Annotated in this window: 19 protein-coding genes; 11 read left to right on the top strand and 8 right to left on the bottom strand. The window is 37.8% G+C overall.

Features of this window, described 5'->3' with window-relative positions; translation table 11 throughout:
• Positions 1-410 precede the first annotated feature (410 nt).
• Both FD29_RS10970 and FD29_RS10965 read right to left on the bottom strand, forming a co-directional pair.
• Positions 411-725: a hypothetical protein gene (locus FD29_RS10970; protein WP_057888954.1), complete on the bottom strand. Its 315-nt coding sequence runs from the start codon at positions 723-725 to the stop codon at positions 411-413.
• Between the two features lie 86 nt (positions 726-811).
• On the bottom strand, positions 812-1,138 hold the full coding sequence (locus FD29_RS10965) for a thioredoxin family protein (RefSeq protein WP_057888953.1): 327 nt from the start codon (positions 1,136-1,138) through the stop codon (positions 812-814).
• 163 nt (positions 1,139-1,301) lie between these two features.
• On the opposite strand from FD29_RS10965, the gene FD29_RS10960 reads away from it, so the two are divergent.
• Entirely contained in the window at positions 1,302-1,577 is a 276-nt protein-coding gene (locus FD29_RS10960; RefSeq protein ID WP_057888952.1) for a metal-sensing transcriptional repressor, read from the top strand.
• A gap of 70 nt (positions 1,578-1,647) precedes the next feature.
• Here FD29_RS10960 and FD29_RS10955 read toward each other — a convergent pair whose 3' ends face one another.
• The 3 genes from FD29_RS10955 to FD29_RS10945 form a co-directional block, all read right to left on the bottom strand.
• Positions 1,648-2,304, bottom strand: a complete 657-nt coding sequence (locus tag FD29_RS10955) for an SLAP domain-containing protein (protein WP_057888951.1) — start codon at positions 2,302-2,304, stop codon at positions 1,648-1,650.
• A 309-nt stretch (positions 2,305-2,613) separates the two neighbouring features.
• Positions 2,614-3,315 carry a VIT1/CCC1 transporter family protein gene (locus FD29_RS10950; RefSeq protein ID WP_057888950.1) on the bottom strand — a complete coding sequence of 234 codons (702 nt, stop codon included), beginning with the start codon at positions 3,313-3,315 and terminating at the stop codon, positions 2,614-2,616.
• Between the two features lie 17 nt (positions 3,316-3,332).
• A complete protein-coding gene (locus FD29_RS10945) occupies positions 3,333-4,022 on the bottom strand; it encodes a VIT1/CCC1 transporter family protein (protein ID WP_057888949.1) in 690 nt (229 codons plus the stop codon).
• Positions 4,023-4,213: 191 nt separating this feature from the next.
• Between FD29_RS10945 and FD29_RS10940 the strand changes: the two genes are divergently transcribed.
• From FD29_RS10940 to FD29_RS10905, 8 genes are all read left to right on the top strand, one after another.
• Complete coding sequence (locus FD29_RS10940; RefSeq protein WP_057888948.1) at positions 4,214-4,681, top strand: Fur family transcriptional regulator; 468 nt, start codon at positions 4,214-4,216, stop codon at positions 4,679-4,681.
• Positions 4,671-5,078 carry an arsenate reductase ArsC gene (locus FD29_RS10935; RefSeq protein WP_057888947.1) on the top strand — a complete coding sequence of 136 codons (408 nt, stop codon included), beginning with the start codon at positions 4,671-4,673 and terminating at the stop codon, positions 5,076-5,078. The genes FD29_RS10940 and FD29_RS10935 overlap by 11 nt, the downstream gene beginning before the upstream one ends.
• A 456-nt stretch (positions 5,079-5,534) precedes the next feature.
• Positions 5,535-6,443 (top strand): metal ABC transporter solute-binding protein, encoded by a 909-nt coding sequence (locus FD29_RS10930; protein ID WP_057888946.1) that lies wholly within the window; start codon positions 5,535-5,537, stop codon positions 6,441-6,443.
• 2 nt (positions 6,444-6,445) lie between these two features.
• A complete protein-coding gene (locus FD29_RS10925) occupies positions 6,446-7,114 on the top strand; it encodes a metal ABC transporter ATP-binding protein (protein WP_057888945.1) in 669 nt (222 codons plus the stop codon).
• Between the two features lie 2 nt (positions 7,115-7,116).
• A complete protein-coding gene (locus FD29_RS10920; protein WP_057888944.1) occupies positions 7,117-7,914 on the top strand; it encodes a metal ABC transporter permease in 798 nt (265 codons plus the stop codon).
• Positions 7,915-8,128: 214 nt separating this feature from the next.
• The gene (locus FD29_RS10915; RefSeq protein ID WP_057888943.1) at positions 8,129-8,932 is read left to right on the top strand and encodes an EAL domain-containing protein; all 804 of its coding nucleotides are present in this window, start codon (positions 8,129-8,131) and stop codon (positions 8,930-8,932) included.
• 2 nt (positions 8,933-8,934) lie between these two features.
• Entirely contained in the window at positions 8,935-9,474 is a 540-nt protein-coding gene (locus FD29_RS10910) for a hypothetical protein (RefSeq protein WP_057888942.1), read from the top strand.
• A gap of 14 nt (positions 9,475-9,488) precedes the next feature.
• On the top strand, positions 9,489-10,811 hold the full coding sequence (locus FD29_RS10905; protein WP_057888941.1) for a glycosyltransferase family 2 protein: 1,323 nt from the start codon (positions 9,489-9,491) through the stop codon (positions 10,809-10,811).
• 260 nt (positions 10,812-11,071) lie between these two features.
• Here FD29_RS10905 and FD29_RS10900 read toward each other — a convergent pair whose 3' ends face one another.
• From FD29_RS10900 to FD29_RS10890, 3 genes are all read right to left on the bottom strand, one after another.
• Entirely contained in the window at positions 11,072-12,496 is a 1,425-nt protein-coding gene (locus FD29_RS10900) for an MFS transporter (protein ID WP_057888940.1), read from the bottom strand.
• Between the two features lie 2 nt (positions 12,497-12,498).
• The gene (locus FD29_RS10895) at positions 12,499-13,044 is read right to left on the bottom strand and encodes a PadR family transcriptional regulator (protein ID WP_235804307.1); all 546 of its coding nucleotides are present in this window, start codon (positions 13,042-13,044) and stop codon (positions 12,499-12,501) included.
• 157 nt (positions 13,045-13,201) lie between these two features.
• Complete coding sequence (locus FD29_RS10890) at positions 13,202-13,633, bottom strand: Fur family transcriptional regulator (RefSeq protein WP_057888939.1); 432 nt, start codon at positions 13,631-13,633, stop codon at positions 13,202-13,204.
• A 217-nt stretch (positions 13,634-13,850) separates the two neighbouring features.
• Between FD29_RS10890 and FD29_RS10885 the strand changes: the two genes are divergently transcribed.
• Positions 13,851-14,543 carry a response regulator transcription factor gene (locus FD29_RS10885; protein ID WP_057888938.1) on the top strand — a complete coding sequence of 231 codons (693 nt, stop codon included), beginning with the start codon at positions 13,851-13,853 and terminating at the stop codon, positions 14,541-14,543.
• Positions 14,540-15,922: a sensor histidine kinase gene (locus FD29_RS10880; RefSeq protein WP_057888937.1), complete on the top strand. Its 1,383-nt coding sequence runs from the start codon at positions 14,540-14,542 to the stop codon at positions 15,920-15,922. The genes FD29_RS10885 and FD29_RS10880 overlap by 4 nt, the downstream gene beginning before the upstream one ends.
• The last annotated feature ends 19 nt before the right edge of the window (positions 15,923-15,941 follow it).

The following is a 15,941-nucleotide window of genomic DNA, read 5'->3' as shown; positions in this document are numbered from 1 at the left end:
GATTTTGGAGTCTTGAGATATTAATATCGGCAGTTTTATTGAATATTTCAGTAAAACTTTAAATTGTATAAAAACAGACCGTAATTCTTAATTAACTTAGGAATTACGGTCTTCTTATATGTAAAACTATTTAAAAAACTAATAACTTTACTCAAATATTATATATACCAACTAAACAACGAAAACCCTAGCCTGGAGAGCAAAAGCTGATGGGCTCAGTAGTGGTTTAATCTTAGTCAGCGTACTGTGCTGGCTTAGATTACTGCCGAGCTTGAAGACAATTTTTAAATTGGCTCCAAGTCGTGCTCACTACGTTCCAGCCCAATCAGCTTTTGATCGGAAGGCGGCATCTTTCAACTACCCAGTTTTTAATTGAAAGGCAGCATATTTCAACCACCTCACATCCTTAGTTAGGCATAAGATGCAGCACTGTGAATCAGTTCGTAGCCATTAAGGTTCAAATCTCCCAAGACTTTGTTGATAATCTTGTCAGGAAATTCTCCACCAATCTTGTAGGCCAAATAATATTTAGACGAATCGTCTGATGCTATCCAACGACCAATTTTAGCTAGTTTTGGATATGCTTTCGGATCAAAATCAACTGACCGGCCAAAATCAATTGTGATTATTTCACCCTCGAACCAACTAATATATTTAAGCGTTCTGGGTAAACTTGCCATTGCAATCATCCCTCTTTTAAATAGATTAGAATCCACTTGTTCCATACGAATATACCACCTTTTTTGGACAAAAAAAGCCGATACTCGAAAGTATCGACCATTATTTTTAAAAGTTGACGTTTGGCATTATCTTACATGTATTTTTCTAATTCCATACGGAATTTAGCTTCTGGTTGATAACCAACCATTCTTCCAACAACGTTACCGTCTTTTTTAATGATGAATGTTGGAATACCTTGGATACCAAAGTTGTTAGGAGTATCTGGATTGTGATCAACGTTCATTGAAGTGAATTTGATTTTATCGCCTAGTTCTTCATTAGAAGATAATTTCTCCAAAATTGGGGTCATCATTTTACATGGAGGACACCAATCTGCGTTAAAATCTGTGATCACTAAGCCCTTGCTTGTTTCATCATTGAATGTCTTATCTGATAATTCTGTAATATTAGCCATCATTCAATTCTCCTTCTCATTACTATGTAAAACAATATACCCCCTAGGGTAATTTTTAGCAACTATTTTGTTTTAAAGGGATTTTGAATAAAAATAAAGCAATTATTTGCTACCCGGTACCCGCATGGGTATAATTGAAACAATAAACCAATTTGGGAGGTTAATAATGTCTCAAACACCCGAAGAAACCATCGCAGCTCGCAAAAAAATCACTAGTCGTTTGAAACGTTCGCGTGGTCAGCTCGAAGCCGTCTTACGTATGATGGATGAAGAAAAACCGTGTGATGATATTTTAATGCAGCTGTCTGCTGTCAAATCTAGTGTCGACAAAGCGATGAAATTAGTCATTGCTCAAAACATTCGACAAAATACTGATTGTAAAGATGCTCAACAATTGGAAGAGCTACAAAAATCACTTGATCTGATGTTAAAAACTAAATAATATTCTACATAAAAAGCTCACCAACTTGGACTTGTTCCAATTGATGAGTTTTTTTGATCTATCTTATATTTTAAATAATAATCCATTCATTTGTAGCAATGCGGTACATTCTAATCCCATTGATCTCTGAAATACGGTCTGATTGCAACTGTTCATCCTTAGTTGCAGTTCTAACGACCGTCCCTTCTTCGTCATAGATCAAGGTACCTTTAGCCATCGTCACAATATTAAATTCTGGTCGGTAAAGTACGGCATCTTTGGCTTTGACCCACTGATCAGTCGCGATGCGATAATACTTTGTGCCTTTAATCTTTGCAGTCTGATCACTGTACCAATCTCCTTTAACTGCAACTTTCTTTTGACCAGAACTGAGATCCTTGCCAACGGTCTTAGTGTAAGTACTGACGTAATGGGTTTCATTATTGTATTGATAAACGTCACAACCCTTGATCCAACTACCAGGGCCGACGTGATAATAGGTTTCATCTGCTTTGGTCATTTCATCATGTGCCACCAAATTTGTACCGGCTTTAACATCTCGATCTAGCTTATTGCCATTTCGATCATATAGATTAATTTTGGCCTTATCGACTGTCGCCAAATTTGCCATTATTGGTGATGATGTTTGCGAATCTGCTTGAACTGGTTTAACTCCAAAAACTGCCAACATAAAGAGCGCCGATGAACTAACTAAAGCTGAAACTACGATTCTTTTGTTAAATTTCATACACAGTCTCTCCCCCAAGAGATTATTGTAATCGCTTACATTAAACAATTTAGCACAACTTAGTTAATTAGTGAATAAAAAATTGTCATGACGTTTGCGCAAAAAAATAATCAGTGATTATTTTTTATTTTTATAATGAGTTACACAGGAATCTATGCGGGCCTGCTCCACTCTCTATTCAAAACGAGCTACACAAGCCAGATTCTTGTGCATTGCTACGTCTTGAAAATCACCTGCTAAAAACGGCCAGGCAATTTTCAAGACTAGGCAATTGCTCAAAATCTATGCGGGCCTGCTCCACTCTCTATACTAAAGCATTAAACCAACGGAATAGTGAATTGCCATGGTGATCAAACCAACGATAATATTTCTGATCATAGCGGTCTTAACCAAGCCATCACCTAATTTAGCACTCAAGAAACCAGTCAAAGCAACTGATAACGTGACTGCCAAAACTGTTCCTGGCCATTGAATTGAGGCTGGTAATAAAGTCATTGCTGCTAGAGGGAAAATCCCACCGGCAGATGCGGAGACAAGTGATGAAAAAGCTGCGTCCCAAGGGCTCATGTAGTGACCAAGTTGTAGATCATATTTTACCCGAACAACCGTCCCTAGGGCATCTTGGTTCATCAATTCCTTAGCAATTTTGTCTGATGTCTCTTGTGTAACACCACGGTCAACATAGTATTTGGCAACGACATCTAATTCATCTTGATAATTCGTCTTGATCATTTCACGTTCTTTTTCAATAGCAGCACGCTCTGTATCCTTCTGTGAACTGACTGAAGCGTATTCACCTGAAGCCATTGAAAAGGCACATGCCAACAAATCTGACAAACCGGCAATAAAAATAACGAAAGTATTAGTTGTTGCAACAGCAACTGAGAAAAGTACTCCGACAACTGTCAAAATACCATCATTTGAACCAAGCACACCAGCACGTAAGGTATTGGAACGTTCAGCCATTGTTTTCTTTTGTTTCTTTGGTTTAGAAACTGTCATAGTTTTCATAACTCTTCCTCCTTACTCTAGTGAGCAAATAACGATCCGATTGCGTAAGTAACGAACATCGTCAATAATCCAGAAACAATATTTCTGATCATCGCTTTGCCACGTTTAGCACCGCCCAATGCTGCTGCTGTATAACCAGTAATTGCTAAAGCAATAATAACGGCAATCACAGTCGCAATCATTTTAATATCTTGAGGGAACATCGTGATTGAAACCAAAGGCAAGATCGAACCAGTTGGGAAAGAAATCATCGAAGCCATAGCTGCAGCGATTGCACTGGTCTTTTCTTTGGGATTAAAGCCGTATCTTTCACGAACTGCCACATTCAAAGGATCCTTACTCAACATCTCATGTGTAGCTTGCGTAGCTAATTCATTCGAAATACCAGTTGATTGATATTTATCACGAATAAAGCCAAACTCACCGTCGTAATTACCATCTAGAGCAGCGGATTCCTTTTCGAGGGCTCTTTTTTCAGTATCTCTTTGGGTACTTACTGAAACCCACTCACCCATTGCCATTGAAATAGTTCCGGCTAACATTCCCGCGATACCTGATAGAAAGATAGCGTGATTATTGCTTTGGGCACTGGCAACACCAATAACGATACCAGCTACAGAAACGATACCATCGTTTGCTCCCATAACACTGGCACGCATAACATTGATTTTCTCAGCTAAACTTTGATTTTTCTTTTCCTTAGGCATGGTGCTCAACTCCTTAATTGATTATCAAATCGGAATGATTCTTATCTGCTAACGAATTCATAATAACGCATGTTTTATGAAAAGTAAATAATTAGTCATTTTCAAACAAAAAGACAGTTTATTTGGAATTGTCACATATTAAGTAATATAATTAATGTGTAATGATTCTAAGGTAGAAAGGAAGATTGCTCATGGCTAGTAATGCTGTAATGGAAGAAACGCTCCAAGTTCTAAAGGATCACAAGCTAAGAGTTACGCCGCAAAGACATATCATTCTGGCCTATTTAGTTAGCCATCATAATCATCCTACTGTGGAAACGATTCGCGATGGACTGGGTAAAGAATTGCCTAATATCGGTTCATCTACGATTTATAATACTCTGAACACTTTTGTTGACCATCATTTAGTCGTGGAACTTCAAAACGGCGACGGAAGTACTCACTACGATTACTTCGGTTCGCCCCACTACCACGCTATTTGTACGAACTGTGGACGCATTGTAGACGTTACGTACCCTGGTTTTGATCAGACCGAAAAAAGCTTAGAAAAGAAAACAGCTGACATATCTGGTTATTTAATTTCCGGAAACCACATGGAAGTTTATGGTTTGTGCCCACAATGCCAAATCAAGCTTGGTATTAAAAACAATGAAGCCTAGTATATATTTTCTAAGCAGCAACGACTCCTTACGTAGTCAAATAGCCGTTGGATATGCCAAAAAGTATCTTAAAGATTGGGATATCAAAAGTGGTGGCGTCCGTTCAGATGCAGTCGAACCTTTGGCAATTGAAGTTATGGCCGAAGATGGCATTGATATTTCACAGCAGAAATCAACTAAATTCACTAATGATTCTCTTCAAGGATCTGATATTGTCATCACCCTCTGTGGTGAAGCTCGTGACAAATTGGCAATTCCTCAAGACATTCGTTGGTTGCATTGGCCCTTTATCGACCCTGATCTAGTGGCTGGCAGCAAAGAAGAGAAACTTGCAACTTATCGCGAAGTTAGAGACAGTATCAAACAAAACATTCAAAAATTTGCAACGCAAAAATAATACTTTTAACTATAAGGACAACAATCATTGTTGATCCTTATTTTTTTGGTCAGTTTTTTCTGCGTTTATGCTGCATGTTTGATGGGAAATATGGTTCTTTTTCAAGTTTGGCTGTTCACTGCCGTCTTCCATGAAACCCCGGTGGATGCTCAGCCGTGGTTTCATTCCAGACTAAACGATTTTTTTATTTGTTTTACATTAGTAGCGTTAATATTATAGATTCTAATGATTTGATATTTTATTTAAAGCAATACTAAAAAGGCCATCCAGTTGATTTTGGATGACCCACTTTAGTATCCAAATAATTGTATGTAACCAAAATTGAAAAAGAACCGAAATATAGTCGTGTCCCAAATTCTTTTTTATTTATTTTCAAATAGTAAAATTTATCATTTACATTTAAAAGTAACTAATCTACACTTAAACAGTAATAATTATTATTTAAGGAGTTTTAAAATGATTTTCAAGAACAAAAAGTATTTAGGATTCATTCTTATCTTCACTCTATCTTTTGCCATTTTAGCTGGATGCTCTAACAAAAAAGTTAGCCCTTCCACACAAAAACTAAATATCGTTACTACAACTGATTTTTACGGTGAAGTTGCCAAAAAGGTCGTTGGTAATAAGGGAACAGTCACCTCACTCATTGACAATCCCGCCATCGATCCGCACGACTACGAACCAACGACCAACACAGCCAAAAAGGTCAGTCAAGCTGATATAACTGTTGCTAATGGATTGGGTTACGATTCTTGGATGAATAAGCTCAACAAAAAAGACAGTGATTCTTTCATCAAAATCGGTGAAGACATCATGTCTAAAAAGACTGGCGACAATCCCCACATTTGGTACCAACCAGAGACTATGCCCCGTTATGCTAAGTACTTGGCTGCTCAACTAGCTAAGAAACAGCCTAAGAACAAAGCTTATTTTGAAAAAAATGCTAAAGATTACATTGCCACTTTAAAACCGGTTCAAAAAGAAATAACTAAATTGCAAAACACTTCTTCTAGACTTACTAACAAAAATGTTTATGTCAGTGAACCTGTTTTCGACTATTCAGTTCAGGCTTTAGGTTTCAAAGTTAAAAACAAACAGTTCGAAGAGGCGGTCGAAAATGGTACTGACCCAACTCCTTCTACTATTAAAGAAATGCATCGCGGAATCAAAAATCATCAGATTGCTTTTTTCGTACTCAATAGTCAAACTGACAGTAAACTGATCAACAATTTAGTTTCCATGGCTAAAAAAAATAACATCCCTGTCCTCAAAGTAACGGAAACTTTACCCAAAGGTAAAAATTATCAACAGTGGATGTTGTCTCAATATCAGGCTCTAAACAAAATTTTGCAAAGTGAGAAATAATTTTGATTGAAGCAAAAAATCTAACTAAACAATTTGGTTCACAAGTAGTTTTTCAAAACTTGAATTTCAAAATTCAAACCGGTGAGTTTCTCAGTTTGATTGGTCCCAACGGTTCCGGGAAAACGACGCTTGTCAAAATCATGATGGGACTCGAAAAAAAATCCCACGGTGAATTGATCATCGAACCAGCTCAAACGATCGGTTACGTCCCCCAATTTCGCAATATTGACCTCGATTATCCATTAAGTGTCGAAGAATTTGTCCGTTTGAATTTGAAATTCACTCTTAGTCCAACCAAACGCCAAGACGACAATGAATTGATCAAAGAGATCCTTGAGAAAACTGGTTTGACTAAAATAAAGGACCGGCCACTCGGCTTATCTTCCGGTGGTGAAAAACAAAAGGCTTATTTAGCCCAAGCCTTATTGAATAATCCAAAAATTCTAATACTCGATGAATCGACTGCCAGTCTTGACGTTGAAGTGAAAATGCAGCTGATGGACCTCGTGCAAGAATTGAATCAAAAATACAAGTTAACAGTTATCTTCATTACACATGATTACGAATTGACTAAAAAATATACCAAACGGGCACTCTTTTTCAAAGATAAAACTTTGATCGAAGTACCAGTCAAAGATGTTTCTGAAGATATGTTCGAGATGGGTGGTTAATTATGTTTGGATATGAATTTATGCGTCAGGCCTTTGTTGCCAGTACTTTTATTGCTATTACAGCGGGATTAGTCGGTGTTTTCGTTGTTTCCAGAAATATGTCCTTTCTTTCACACACCCTCTCCGAAATTGGCTTTGCTGGTGCCTCATTTGGTATTCTCGTTGGTATTTCACCGCTAGCCGGAATGATTCTCTTTACATTGATCAGTTCGATTGCTGTCGGTAGTCTAAGTTCGGAATCGTCCAGAAGAGAGGCCTCGATCAGTGCCATTTCTTCCTTATTTATCGGTTTAGGAATACTCTTCCTATCACTATCTTCCGAATCAAGTAGTTACGCTACGAATATTCTCTTCGGAAGCATCGTTGGTATCAGCGGTCACGAAGTTAAACAATTGTTGATTTTAGCTCTGTTCGTAATTTTCATTTTTATTATTTTTTACAAACCACTGTCATTTGATTCCTTCGATCACCTTGGAGCTCAAGCGGCTGGTCTTAAAACTCGTTTCCTATCGATTGCTTTTCTAGTTACCTTGGCTCTGAGCGTCAGTATCGGTGCCCAAATCGTTGGTTCCTTGTTGGTTTTCGTACTGTTGACCTTACCTGGGGCAACTGCCAAATATCTCGTCCACACTGTTCCGAAAATGATCATGGTATCAGTCGGTTTGTCATTAGCCGGCGTTTGGTTGGGATTGTATCTCGCCTTCATTACTAATTGGCCCGTGACCTTTTTCATTTCTACCTTTGAAGTCATCGCTTATTTCTGTGGTTTGACCTATAAGAATTGGAAGTTAAATCATTAGAGAGTGGAACAAGCCGGTTAACTTTTGAGTATTAATGTAAAATCATCCTTGATTTCGTCTATGGAAATCAGAGATGATTTTTTTTAACGAAAAAACAATAAACATTTTATCTATCCTTAATTCAAAATTTTTCTCACTAGAACAAATTAATTATTCCAAAAATGTCTACACAAGTTATAATTAAAGTTATGTTTTATCTTCATGGGGGATTACTATGAATCTTAGTAAATTTACGTGGGTCTTGATTTGGATCGTCATCATCACCTTAATAGCATCGATTATTACGATAACCGTTTATTATTGGCAATCACGCAAGACCAACAACAACTATTTAGAAAATAAAGAATTCAAATTACGTTATTTTATTCAAAAACAAGTGGACTATTCTGGGAAAACTATCGGCTATGAGTGTCTTTTGCGTCAACAGAATCCGGATGCGACCTGGTCGTTGCCATCCCAACTTGATTCTTTGCCCTTGCAGCGAGTCGTCTTCTTATTGGAAGAAACTTTTAAGTCGCTGCCGACCGAACCAATCATGCTATCGATCAATCTCGAATACAATCAAATCATCAGTTCTGACTTTCAATACTTTGTCCGCTGGGCCATTTCAAAAATCGAACCAATGCAACTGTCGATCGAATATACTTCCAGCAATACTACTAAATTCAAGAATCGATATCTTTTTGAAAAACGTATTCGAGAAGCCAGAAATTATGGTATGCAATTCAGTATCGACAACGTCAGTTCCGAATTACAGAGTTTGAAAAATATCGAATGGATGTTGCCATTTGTCGACAATATCAAATGTTCCATGCGAGCTTTTCGCAAAGATGACCCAAGTATTTGGCTTGATCTCAACCTGCAATCTTGGAATAAAATCTCACAAGAAAACAATATCAATCTAATTCTAATGGGAATTGAGAACGAAGCTGATGAAGCTTTGGCTGAACAACTCAATATCAAAATGCGTCAAGGCTACCTCTTTGGTCACCCTATCAATCCAGAAAGCGACAAATAATCATGGCAAAACAAACCAAACAAAATCCTTCTGACCGTCAAAAAGATGTTGATGATCGACAACAACTTTATACCGATAAATACTTCGAATCAGGTCACTGGCTCTTAAAAATTTGGCAAACTATCATCGCTATTCTCGGCTGGTTAGCAGTCATCTTGCCAATCACCATCACCGTGACTTCCTTTTGGGCCAGTTTCAATCCTAAGATTCCCCACATTTGGTCGTACAGCGAAGGCATTGCAGAAATTAAATTCATCGGTATCTTGTTGATTTTTTCAGCTATCATGGCTTCAATTTTTTCAGTCACGATGACCTTGATTCAAAATCGTAAACGCGACCGTTTAGTTGAACAATGGCCCACTTTCAATCCAATCAATCAGAGAAAACGCAAAGACACGATTGATAACTTTATCGACAATCGTTTTGGTTCCCAAGAATTTCGTGAAAATGTCAAAACTTATACCGTTCAACCGGAACAAAATTTAGATACCCATCAAATTCAAGACTTATACGCCCAACACGACTTGGACGATATTGGCTAAAGGAGCAAGTTACTATGAAAACTATTTTTATCGACCATATTTTTGAATCATCCCCACTTGCTACTGCCATCAATATTTGTCTGTTGATTCTCTGTCTGTACCCAATCGTTGGTTCCTTTTTTTGGTTTGCCGGTTCACTGTGCTACCGCTTTTTGAAAACTAACAAAAATGACGCTGACTGGGAAGACTTACCCAAAAATCGTCAACCAATGATCACCATCATGATTCCTGCCCACAATGAGGAAGTTGTCATCGAAGAAACGATTACCTACCTATTTGATAACTTGAATTATGACAATTATGAAATTTTGGTAATGAACGATGGTTCAACCGACCATACGCAAGAGATAATTCAAGAGTTGCAGACTAAATACCCTAAACTGCGTACGATCAATATCATCAAAAATAAAGGTAAGGCCCATGCTTTCAATATCGGTTTGCACTTTGCTAAAGGTGAATATATTCTCAGCAACGATGCCGACACGATTCCCGAACCCGATGCCTTGATGAAATACATGAATTTCTTCATTCACGACCGTGATATGAATACTTCCGCCGTCACCGCCAATATGGACGTTCAAAATCGCAGTACTCTTCTGGGAAAATCTCAGACCGTCGAATTTTCCAGTATCGTCGGTGTTATCAAACGAAGCCAAACTTCTATCAACGATTCAATGTACGCTTACAGTGGTGCCAATACTTTGTACAAAAAAGATTTTCTGATCGATGTCGGTGGTTTCAGACAAGACCGGGCGACTGAAGATATCAGTATTGCTTGGGATCACCAAACTATCGGTGCCATTCCTCGTTTCGATCCCAACATCGTCTTTCACATGAATGTCCCTGAATCGATTCCTCAACTGTACAAACAACGGAAACGTTGGGCTCAAGGTGGGACCGAAGTTTGGCTAACTAACTTGAAAAAATTTCTTTTTCATCCCATCAAACGACGTTACCAAATGTCGATGTTCATCGATTCAACGCTCTCTATTATCTGGTCATTCTTCTTTATAATTACTTCGGTCATTTTCATCATCACAATGATCTGGCTAGCTCTACACGGTGACTACGAACGAGTTTTCCACGGTTTTACGATGTCATTTATCTTCGTAACTTTTGAAATCATCGCTGGCTGTCTGCAATTGATTGCGGCCTTATTGTTAGATCATCGGGGTGCCAAATTAAAATATTTACTCTTTGCGCCACTTTACATGCTCTTTTACTGGATGATCAATCCTATTACCGTAGTTATGACTTTCATTCCAGCTTTAAAAACCATCCTTGGCTTTGGTTCCGGAACTTGGACCAGTCCTAAGCGAAGCTCTTTACAAAAATAAATAGAACATAAGAAAAGCGGTTCTTTTTCTGATTGTTCACTGCCGCCTTCCATGAAATCCCAGACTAAACGGTTTTCTATTTGTTTTACATTAGTAAAATTAATATTATAGATTCTAATGATTCGATATTTTATTTAAAACAATACTAAAAAGGCCATCCAATTGATTTTTTGGATGGCCTATTAGTATATCTAAATAATTGTACGTAACCAACTTTAAAAAAGAACCAAAAAGCCGACTTACGTCGACTTTTTCATGTTCTATTTATTTTTATTCAACAATCTGATTCCGGTGATAACAGTTGCCACTAAACAAATAACTAATGAAACTGTAAAGGCTACGTGCATCCCAGAAATAAATAATTCCGGATGAGCCGGTTCATACGATGTCACTGTTCGTCCAGCCGTGTGACTCATTGACGAGAACAAAACGGTCGTGGCAAAAGAAATTCCAATGATCATTCCGAAGTTTCTAGCCAACGCATTGATTCCACCAGCAATTCCCAAATCTTTAATATCGACTGAATTCATAACAATAGTATTGTTGGGAGCTTGGAAAATCCCATTTCCAAATCCTACTAAACCAACGAAGAAGACAAAGAGCCACAATGGCGTAGCAAGTGTTGTTGTTAAGTAGCCAACTTGACTGATCGAGATCAAAATCAAACCAATGAAGGTCAACAATTCTGGTCCGATTTTATCCGAAATAGCCCCTGAAATCGGAGCTACGATAACTTGAACGATTGGAAAAGCCATCAAGACATAACCGGCATAATTAGCCGCCAAACCACGGGCATTTTCCAAATAAAACGGTGAAATAACATTAAAGAAGAAGTTAGCCACAAAAATTAGGAAGGCACAGAATAAACTGATCGTAAAATTCAAATTTTTAAAGATACGTAAATTCAGAATCGGTGTCTCCACGTGCAATTCCACTCGGATAAAGAAAATAAAAGTAACAACTGCTATGGCAAACAATAACCAAATAATTGGTTTAGTAAAACCGATCTCTTGGCCGACAAAAATGCCGCCAAAGAAAGTTACCATTACAATTGAGAACAATAAGGCACCCAATCCATCGATCTTTTGGGCAGTGATCGTAATATCTTTAGGCAAAATCTTCATACCCAATAAAATTGTAATAATACCAACCGGTACGTTGATCCAAAAAATATAACCCCAGTTCAAGTGGGCCAAGATCAATCCGCCGATACCAGGTCCAGCAATCGCACCCAAGGCCACGAAGGAACCGATCGTACCTAAGGCTTTACCACGTTCGTTGAAAGGAAATACTTCGGTAATAATTCCGTTATTAGTACTCATTGTCATTGCAGCCCCAACAGCTTGCAAAACACGGGCTATCAATAAAAATACCAAACCTGAATTGAATCCACACATCAGTGAACCAATCGTAAAGAGAACTGAACCTATTTTGAAAATACGAATTTTCCCATAAGCGTCCCCTAGTTTTCCAAACAATAATAATAATGAACAGATCACAATCAAATAAATCGAAACGACCCATTCAGCTTGATTCATCGGTATCGACAAACTCTTGCTCATAATTGGCAAGGCAATATTGACGATACTACCATCCAAAGTTGACATGAATGTAAACATACAAACTGCTACTAAAATCAACCAACGATGCTTTTGGATCTTTGGATCCTTAACAAAGCTATCCATAGCTATTCCCCTTTTCTCTGTTGTAAAAGCTTGTTGACCCAAGCTAATTGCATTTGGGCCTGTGAGATCTGAAATTCTTTGACTAACATACCGTCGTTAATATCGGCTTGAACCATGTGTGGATTATTATCCAAATCATCTTTCAAACGTTTTAGATTAGCAACTTGATCCGTTGAAAATTTTTGAAAATCTTCTAGTACTTTTACTTGCAAATCATAGTCAAATAAGTGTAGAAAATGTACTTTCATCAAAAAAGTCAACTTAGTTTGCTTATTGATACTTACTGGTTTTGCCGCTAGTTCTTTAAAACGGTCTTGTCCCTTGGCAGTTATCGTGGCTAGTTTTTGTGGTCGCTTATTTTCGGTTTCTTTAAAACTCAAAACTAATTCTCCGGCTTGTTCTAGCTTGTCCAACAAGGGATATAAAGTCCCAAAACTAATGGCTTGCGCATCTCCCACAATATTAGTAAAAGCCTTACGCAAGGCATACCCAGTCATGGGGTGATCCATCAACTGTCCTAAAATAAATAATTCGTAAATATTTATCACCTATCTTTCGCGCTTATCAAGTATATGTATCGAATCGATATATTGCAAGCTTTTGTTTCTGAAAAAAGCCATAAAAAAATTCAAATTTCAGAAAAGCAATTCTACCTATAAATAGAAAAAATGAGTAATCACAATTCCGTAGAATCATGATTACTCATTAAGATTTAGCTGTTTTTAATTTCTTTGTGCAGTCAGCACACAGACCATAGACTTCAATCGCATGCCCTTCCACCGTATAACCTGGTAATTGATCTGTGAAAAATTCAATTGGACAAGCCTTTAATTCGGTAACTTTGCCACAATTCGTACAGACAAAGTGATGATGATGCTTGTTTTTAAAATCGCATTGATATTTGACCAAAGTTTTATCTTTTTCCTGATATTCAACTAAACCGATATTGGCAAATTCTTTTAAGTTCCGATAAATTGTATTATTACTCATGCCTGGATAAATGGTGTGCATATAGTTAGTGATTTGGTTGATCGAAACGTATTGAACCGTAAATTTTCCAAGGTAATCCAATAAATCAGTTCGTTGTTTTGTTACTTTATAATTATTTTTTTTGAGAATTTCAATTGCTTTTTCCATATGTCTCACCTTTGCTATCTAATCATTCAGTAGTGTAACATTAATTAGTAATTATTACGTATTAGTTTGTTTCAGTAATACTAATATACCTGACCTATAAGCATTTCGACAACTTTTCACTAAAAAATATCAACAAAATAACGAATTATAAAAAAAATTTCATATTTTGAGTATATGATTACTTCTAAAGAATCAAATACATTATGGAGACTTGTTAATGAAAAATACAATTTTAATTATTGAAGATGAACGTAGCCTTTCCAGTTATGTCAGTAAAGAATTACAGTTCGAAGATTTCGATACTATCATTGCTAACGACGGTGCTGAAGCCTTGGAGCTATACGAAAAACATCAAAATGAATTATTATTGATTCTCTTAGACTGGATGCTACCTAAACTCGACGGTATGGAAGTCTTGCGCCGTATCAGAAAACACGACCAAGTACCGGTGATCGTCATGACGGCTAGAGATTACATCGGTGACAAAGTTGCCGGACTCGACAATGGTGCTGACGACTACATTACTAAACCATTTGAGATTGAAGAACTACTAGCCCGAGTCAGAGTTATAAAACGTCGTACCGAACACATGACTGAACCCGAACAAACTTATCAAGTGGCCGATTTAGTTTTGAACACCAAGTCTCACCAAGTAACTCGCAATGAAGAAATCGTCCAATTAACTAGACGAGAATACGACTTGTTGCTTTTCTTCCTACAACATATCGGCAAAGTTTTCACACGTGATGAATTACTCGACAACGTTTGGGGCGAAGATTTCCTCGGTCAACAAAATGTCGTCGACGTCTATGTCGGTTATTTGCGCAATAAAGTGGATGGCAAAAAAAATAAACCTCTGATCCAAACTATCAGAGGTGTCGGTTACTCACTTGAGGATGTTTCCGAATGAGAAAAAAATCCCTGACTTACCAAGAACTGATCAACAACGCGATTCGCAAATTAGTCATTATTATCACCTTGTCGATCAGCGCTCTGATACTAATCGTCGTCGGTGTTCAACAATACGTTCAAACCGTTCACGAAGCTCGTGGCCAAATGATGAGTTTATCGTGGGCCAACATTGACGATATCCCTAGTTTCATCCACTGGAACAACCAAAATAATCGCCACACTAAACAAAATACCGTCATCCGTGTAAAAACTAAAAAAACTTCGATCACTGCTACTTCAAGTCGTACTGGTCAACAGATCATGGCAACTTCGGCTTCCAAAAAATTTATCAACAATCGTAAATTCAAAATTCTTCCCGGACAACACATCGTTTATGTTCAAGGCTATGGCTTGTTTCTTTTCTATTCGGAAAAAGACGACGACACCACTTACCAACTGTGGGCTAGTCTCAACCGTCTGATCAGTAGCATGATTCTCTTGTTGATCATTATCAGTATCATTACCTTCATTACTTTAGGTTTTGGAACGTGGTGGGCTCATCAATTAGCGGCCAAGCTCAGTGCTCCAACTATCGAGTTAGTCCATGAAACTCGCAATACGATCAAAGACCCCGACACCGACCAACCAACTTTACAAGTACCGGATAGTCCCCAAGAAATCAAAGAATTGGGTAATGCTTTTAACGAATTACTAAAAGCCCAGAACCAACGCCTGCAACGTGAACGCGACTTTGTTTCCAATGCTTCCCACGAATTGAAGACACCTATCGCTGCCATTCGCGGCAACATCAATTTGATCAAACGCCATGGTGACAAACATCCCGACGTCATTCCCGAATCCTTAGGTTTTATTGACGAAGAATCACTGCGGATGCAAAATTTAATTACCAATCTACTCAATCTATCTCGAGCTGACCGAGCCGAATTGATTTTGGAAAATAAGAACCTTTCCGAAATTGCCGAACAAATTGGTCAGCAATATCAAAAGACGATTGCTCACGAATTGAAACTGGATATTCAACCAGATTTACATATCAAAGGAAACACTGATACTTTGAAACAAATTATCGTAGCCCTTTTGGACAATGCTCACAAGTATTCTCCTACCGACGCTCCTTTCACTTTGAGTGTGAAAAAAGTTGCTTCAACCGTTCAACTTGCTGTGATCGACAACGGCATGGGAATTCCTGACCAACAAAAAGATTTAATTTTCCAACGCTTTTATCGAGTTGACGAGTCCCATTCAACCGAGATCAAAGGTAGCGGCTTAGGTCTATCGATCGTTTCGCAGCTTGTAAAATTGAACAATGGTCAGATAGAAGTTTCTGATCATCAACCTCAAGGTAGTATATTTAAAGTAACTTTTAATGAAGTCTAATTAAAAGCTGGGAGGTAGA

It is taken from the genome of Companilactobacillus mindensis DSM 14500, assembly GCF_001434275.1.
GTDB lineage: Bacteria > Bacillota > Bacilli > Lactobacillales > Lactobacillaceae > Companilactobacillus > Companilactobacillus mindensis.
The sequence above is the reverse complement of the archived record's forward strand: the minus strand, read 5'-3'. Positions and strand labels throughout refer to the sequence as shown.

What these genes read in the sequence shown, in the direction of transcription:
- FD29_RS10910 (WP_057888942.1), top strand. Translation starts at nt 8,935, where the DNA reads ATGGCAAAACAAACCAAACAAAATCCTTCTGACCGTCAAAAAGATGTT.
- FD29_RS10900 (WP_057888940.1), bottom strand. Translation starts at nt 12,496, where the DNA reads ATGGATAGCTTTGTTAAGGATCCAAAGATCCAAAAGCATCGTTGGTTG.
- FD29_RS10965 (WP_057888953.1), bottom strand. Translation starts at nt 1,138, where the DNA reads ATGATGGCTAATATTACAGAATTATCAGATAAGACATTCAATGATGAA.
- FD29_RS10920 (WP_057888944.1), top strand. Translation starts at nt 7,117, where the DNA reads ATGTTTGGATATGAATTTATGCGTCAGGCCTTTGTTGCCAGTACTTTT.
- FD29_RS10890 (WP_057888939.1), bottom strand. Translation starts at nt 13,633, where the DNA reads ATGGAAAAAGCAATTGAAATTCTCAAAAAAAATAATTATAAAGTAACA.
- FD29_RS10885 (WP_057888938.1), top strand. Translation starts at nt 13,851, where the DNA reads ATGAAAAATACAATTTTAATTATTGAAGATGAACGTAGCCTTTCCAGT.
- FD29_RS10940 (WP_057888948.1), top strand. Translation starts at nt 4,214, where the DNA reads ATGGCTAGTAATGCTGTAATGGAAGAAACGCTCCAAGTTCTAAAGGAT.
- FD29_RS10950 (WP_057888950.1), bottom strand. Translation starts at nt 3,315, where the DNA reads ATGAAAACTATGACAGTTTCTAAACCAAAGAAACAAAAGAAAACAATG.
- FD29_RS10970 (WP_057888954.1), bottom strand. Translation starts at nt 725, where the DNA reads ATGGAACAAGTGGATTCTAATCTATTTAAAAGAGGGATGATTGCAATG.
- FD29_RS10960 (WP_057888952.1), top strand. Translation starts at nt 1,302, where the DNA reads ATGTCTCAAACACCCGAAGAAACCATCGCAGCTCGCAAAAAAATCACT.
- FD29_RS10880 (WP_057888937.1), top strand. Translation starts at nt 14,540, where the DNA reads ATGAGAAAAAAATCCCTGACTTACCAAGAACTGATCAACAACGCGATT.
- FD29_RS10930 (WP_057888946.1), top strand. Translation starts at nt 5,535, where the DNA reads ATGATTTTCAAGAACAAAAAGTATTTAGGATTCATTCTTATCTTCACT.
- FD29_RS10905 (WP_057888941.1), top strand. Translation starts at nt 9,489, where the DNA reads ATGAAAACTATTTTTATCGACCATATTTTTGAATCATCCCCACTTGCT.
- FD29_RS10915 (WP_057888943.1), top strand. Translation starts at nt 8,129, where the DNA reads ATGAATCTTAGTAAATTTACGTGGGTCTTGATTTGGATCGTCATCATC.
- FD29_RS10945 (WP_057888949.1), bottom strand. Translation starts at nt 4,022, where the DNA reads ATGCCTAAGGAAAAGAAAAATCAAAGTTTAGCTGAGAAAATCAATGTT.
- FD29_RS10955 (WP_057888951.1), bottom strand. Translation starts at nt 2,304, where the DNA reads ATGAAATTTAACAAAAGAATCGTAGTTTCAGCTTTAGTTAGTTCATCG.
- FD29_RS10935 (WP_057888947.1), top strand. Translation starts at nt 4,671, where the DNA reads ATGAAGCCTAGTATATATTTTCTAAGCAGCAACGACTCCTTACGTAGT.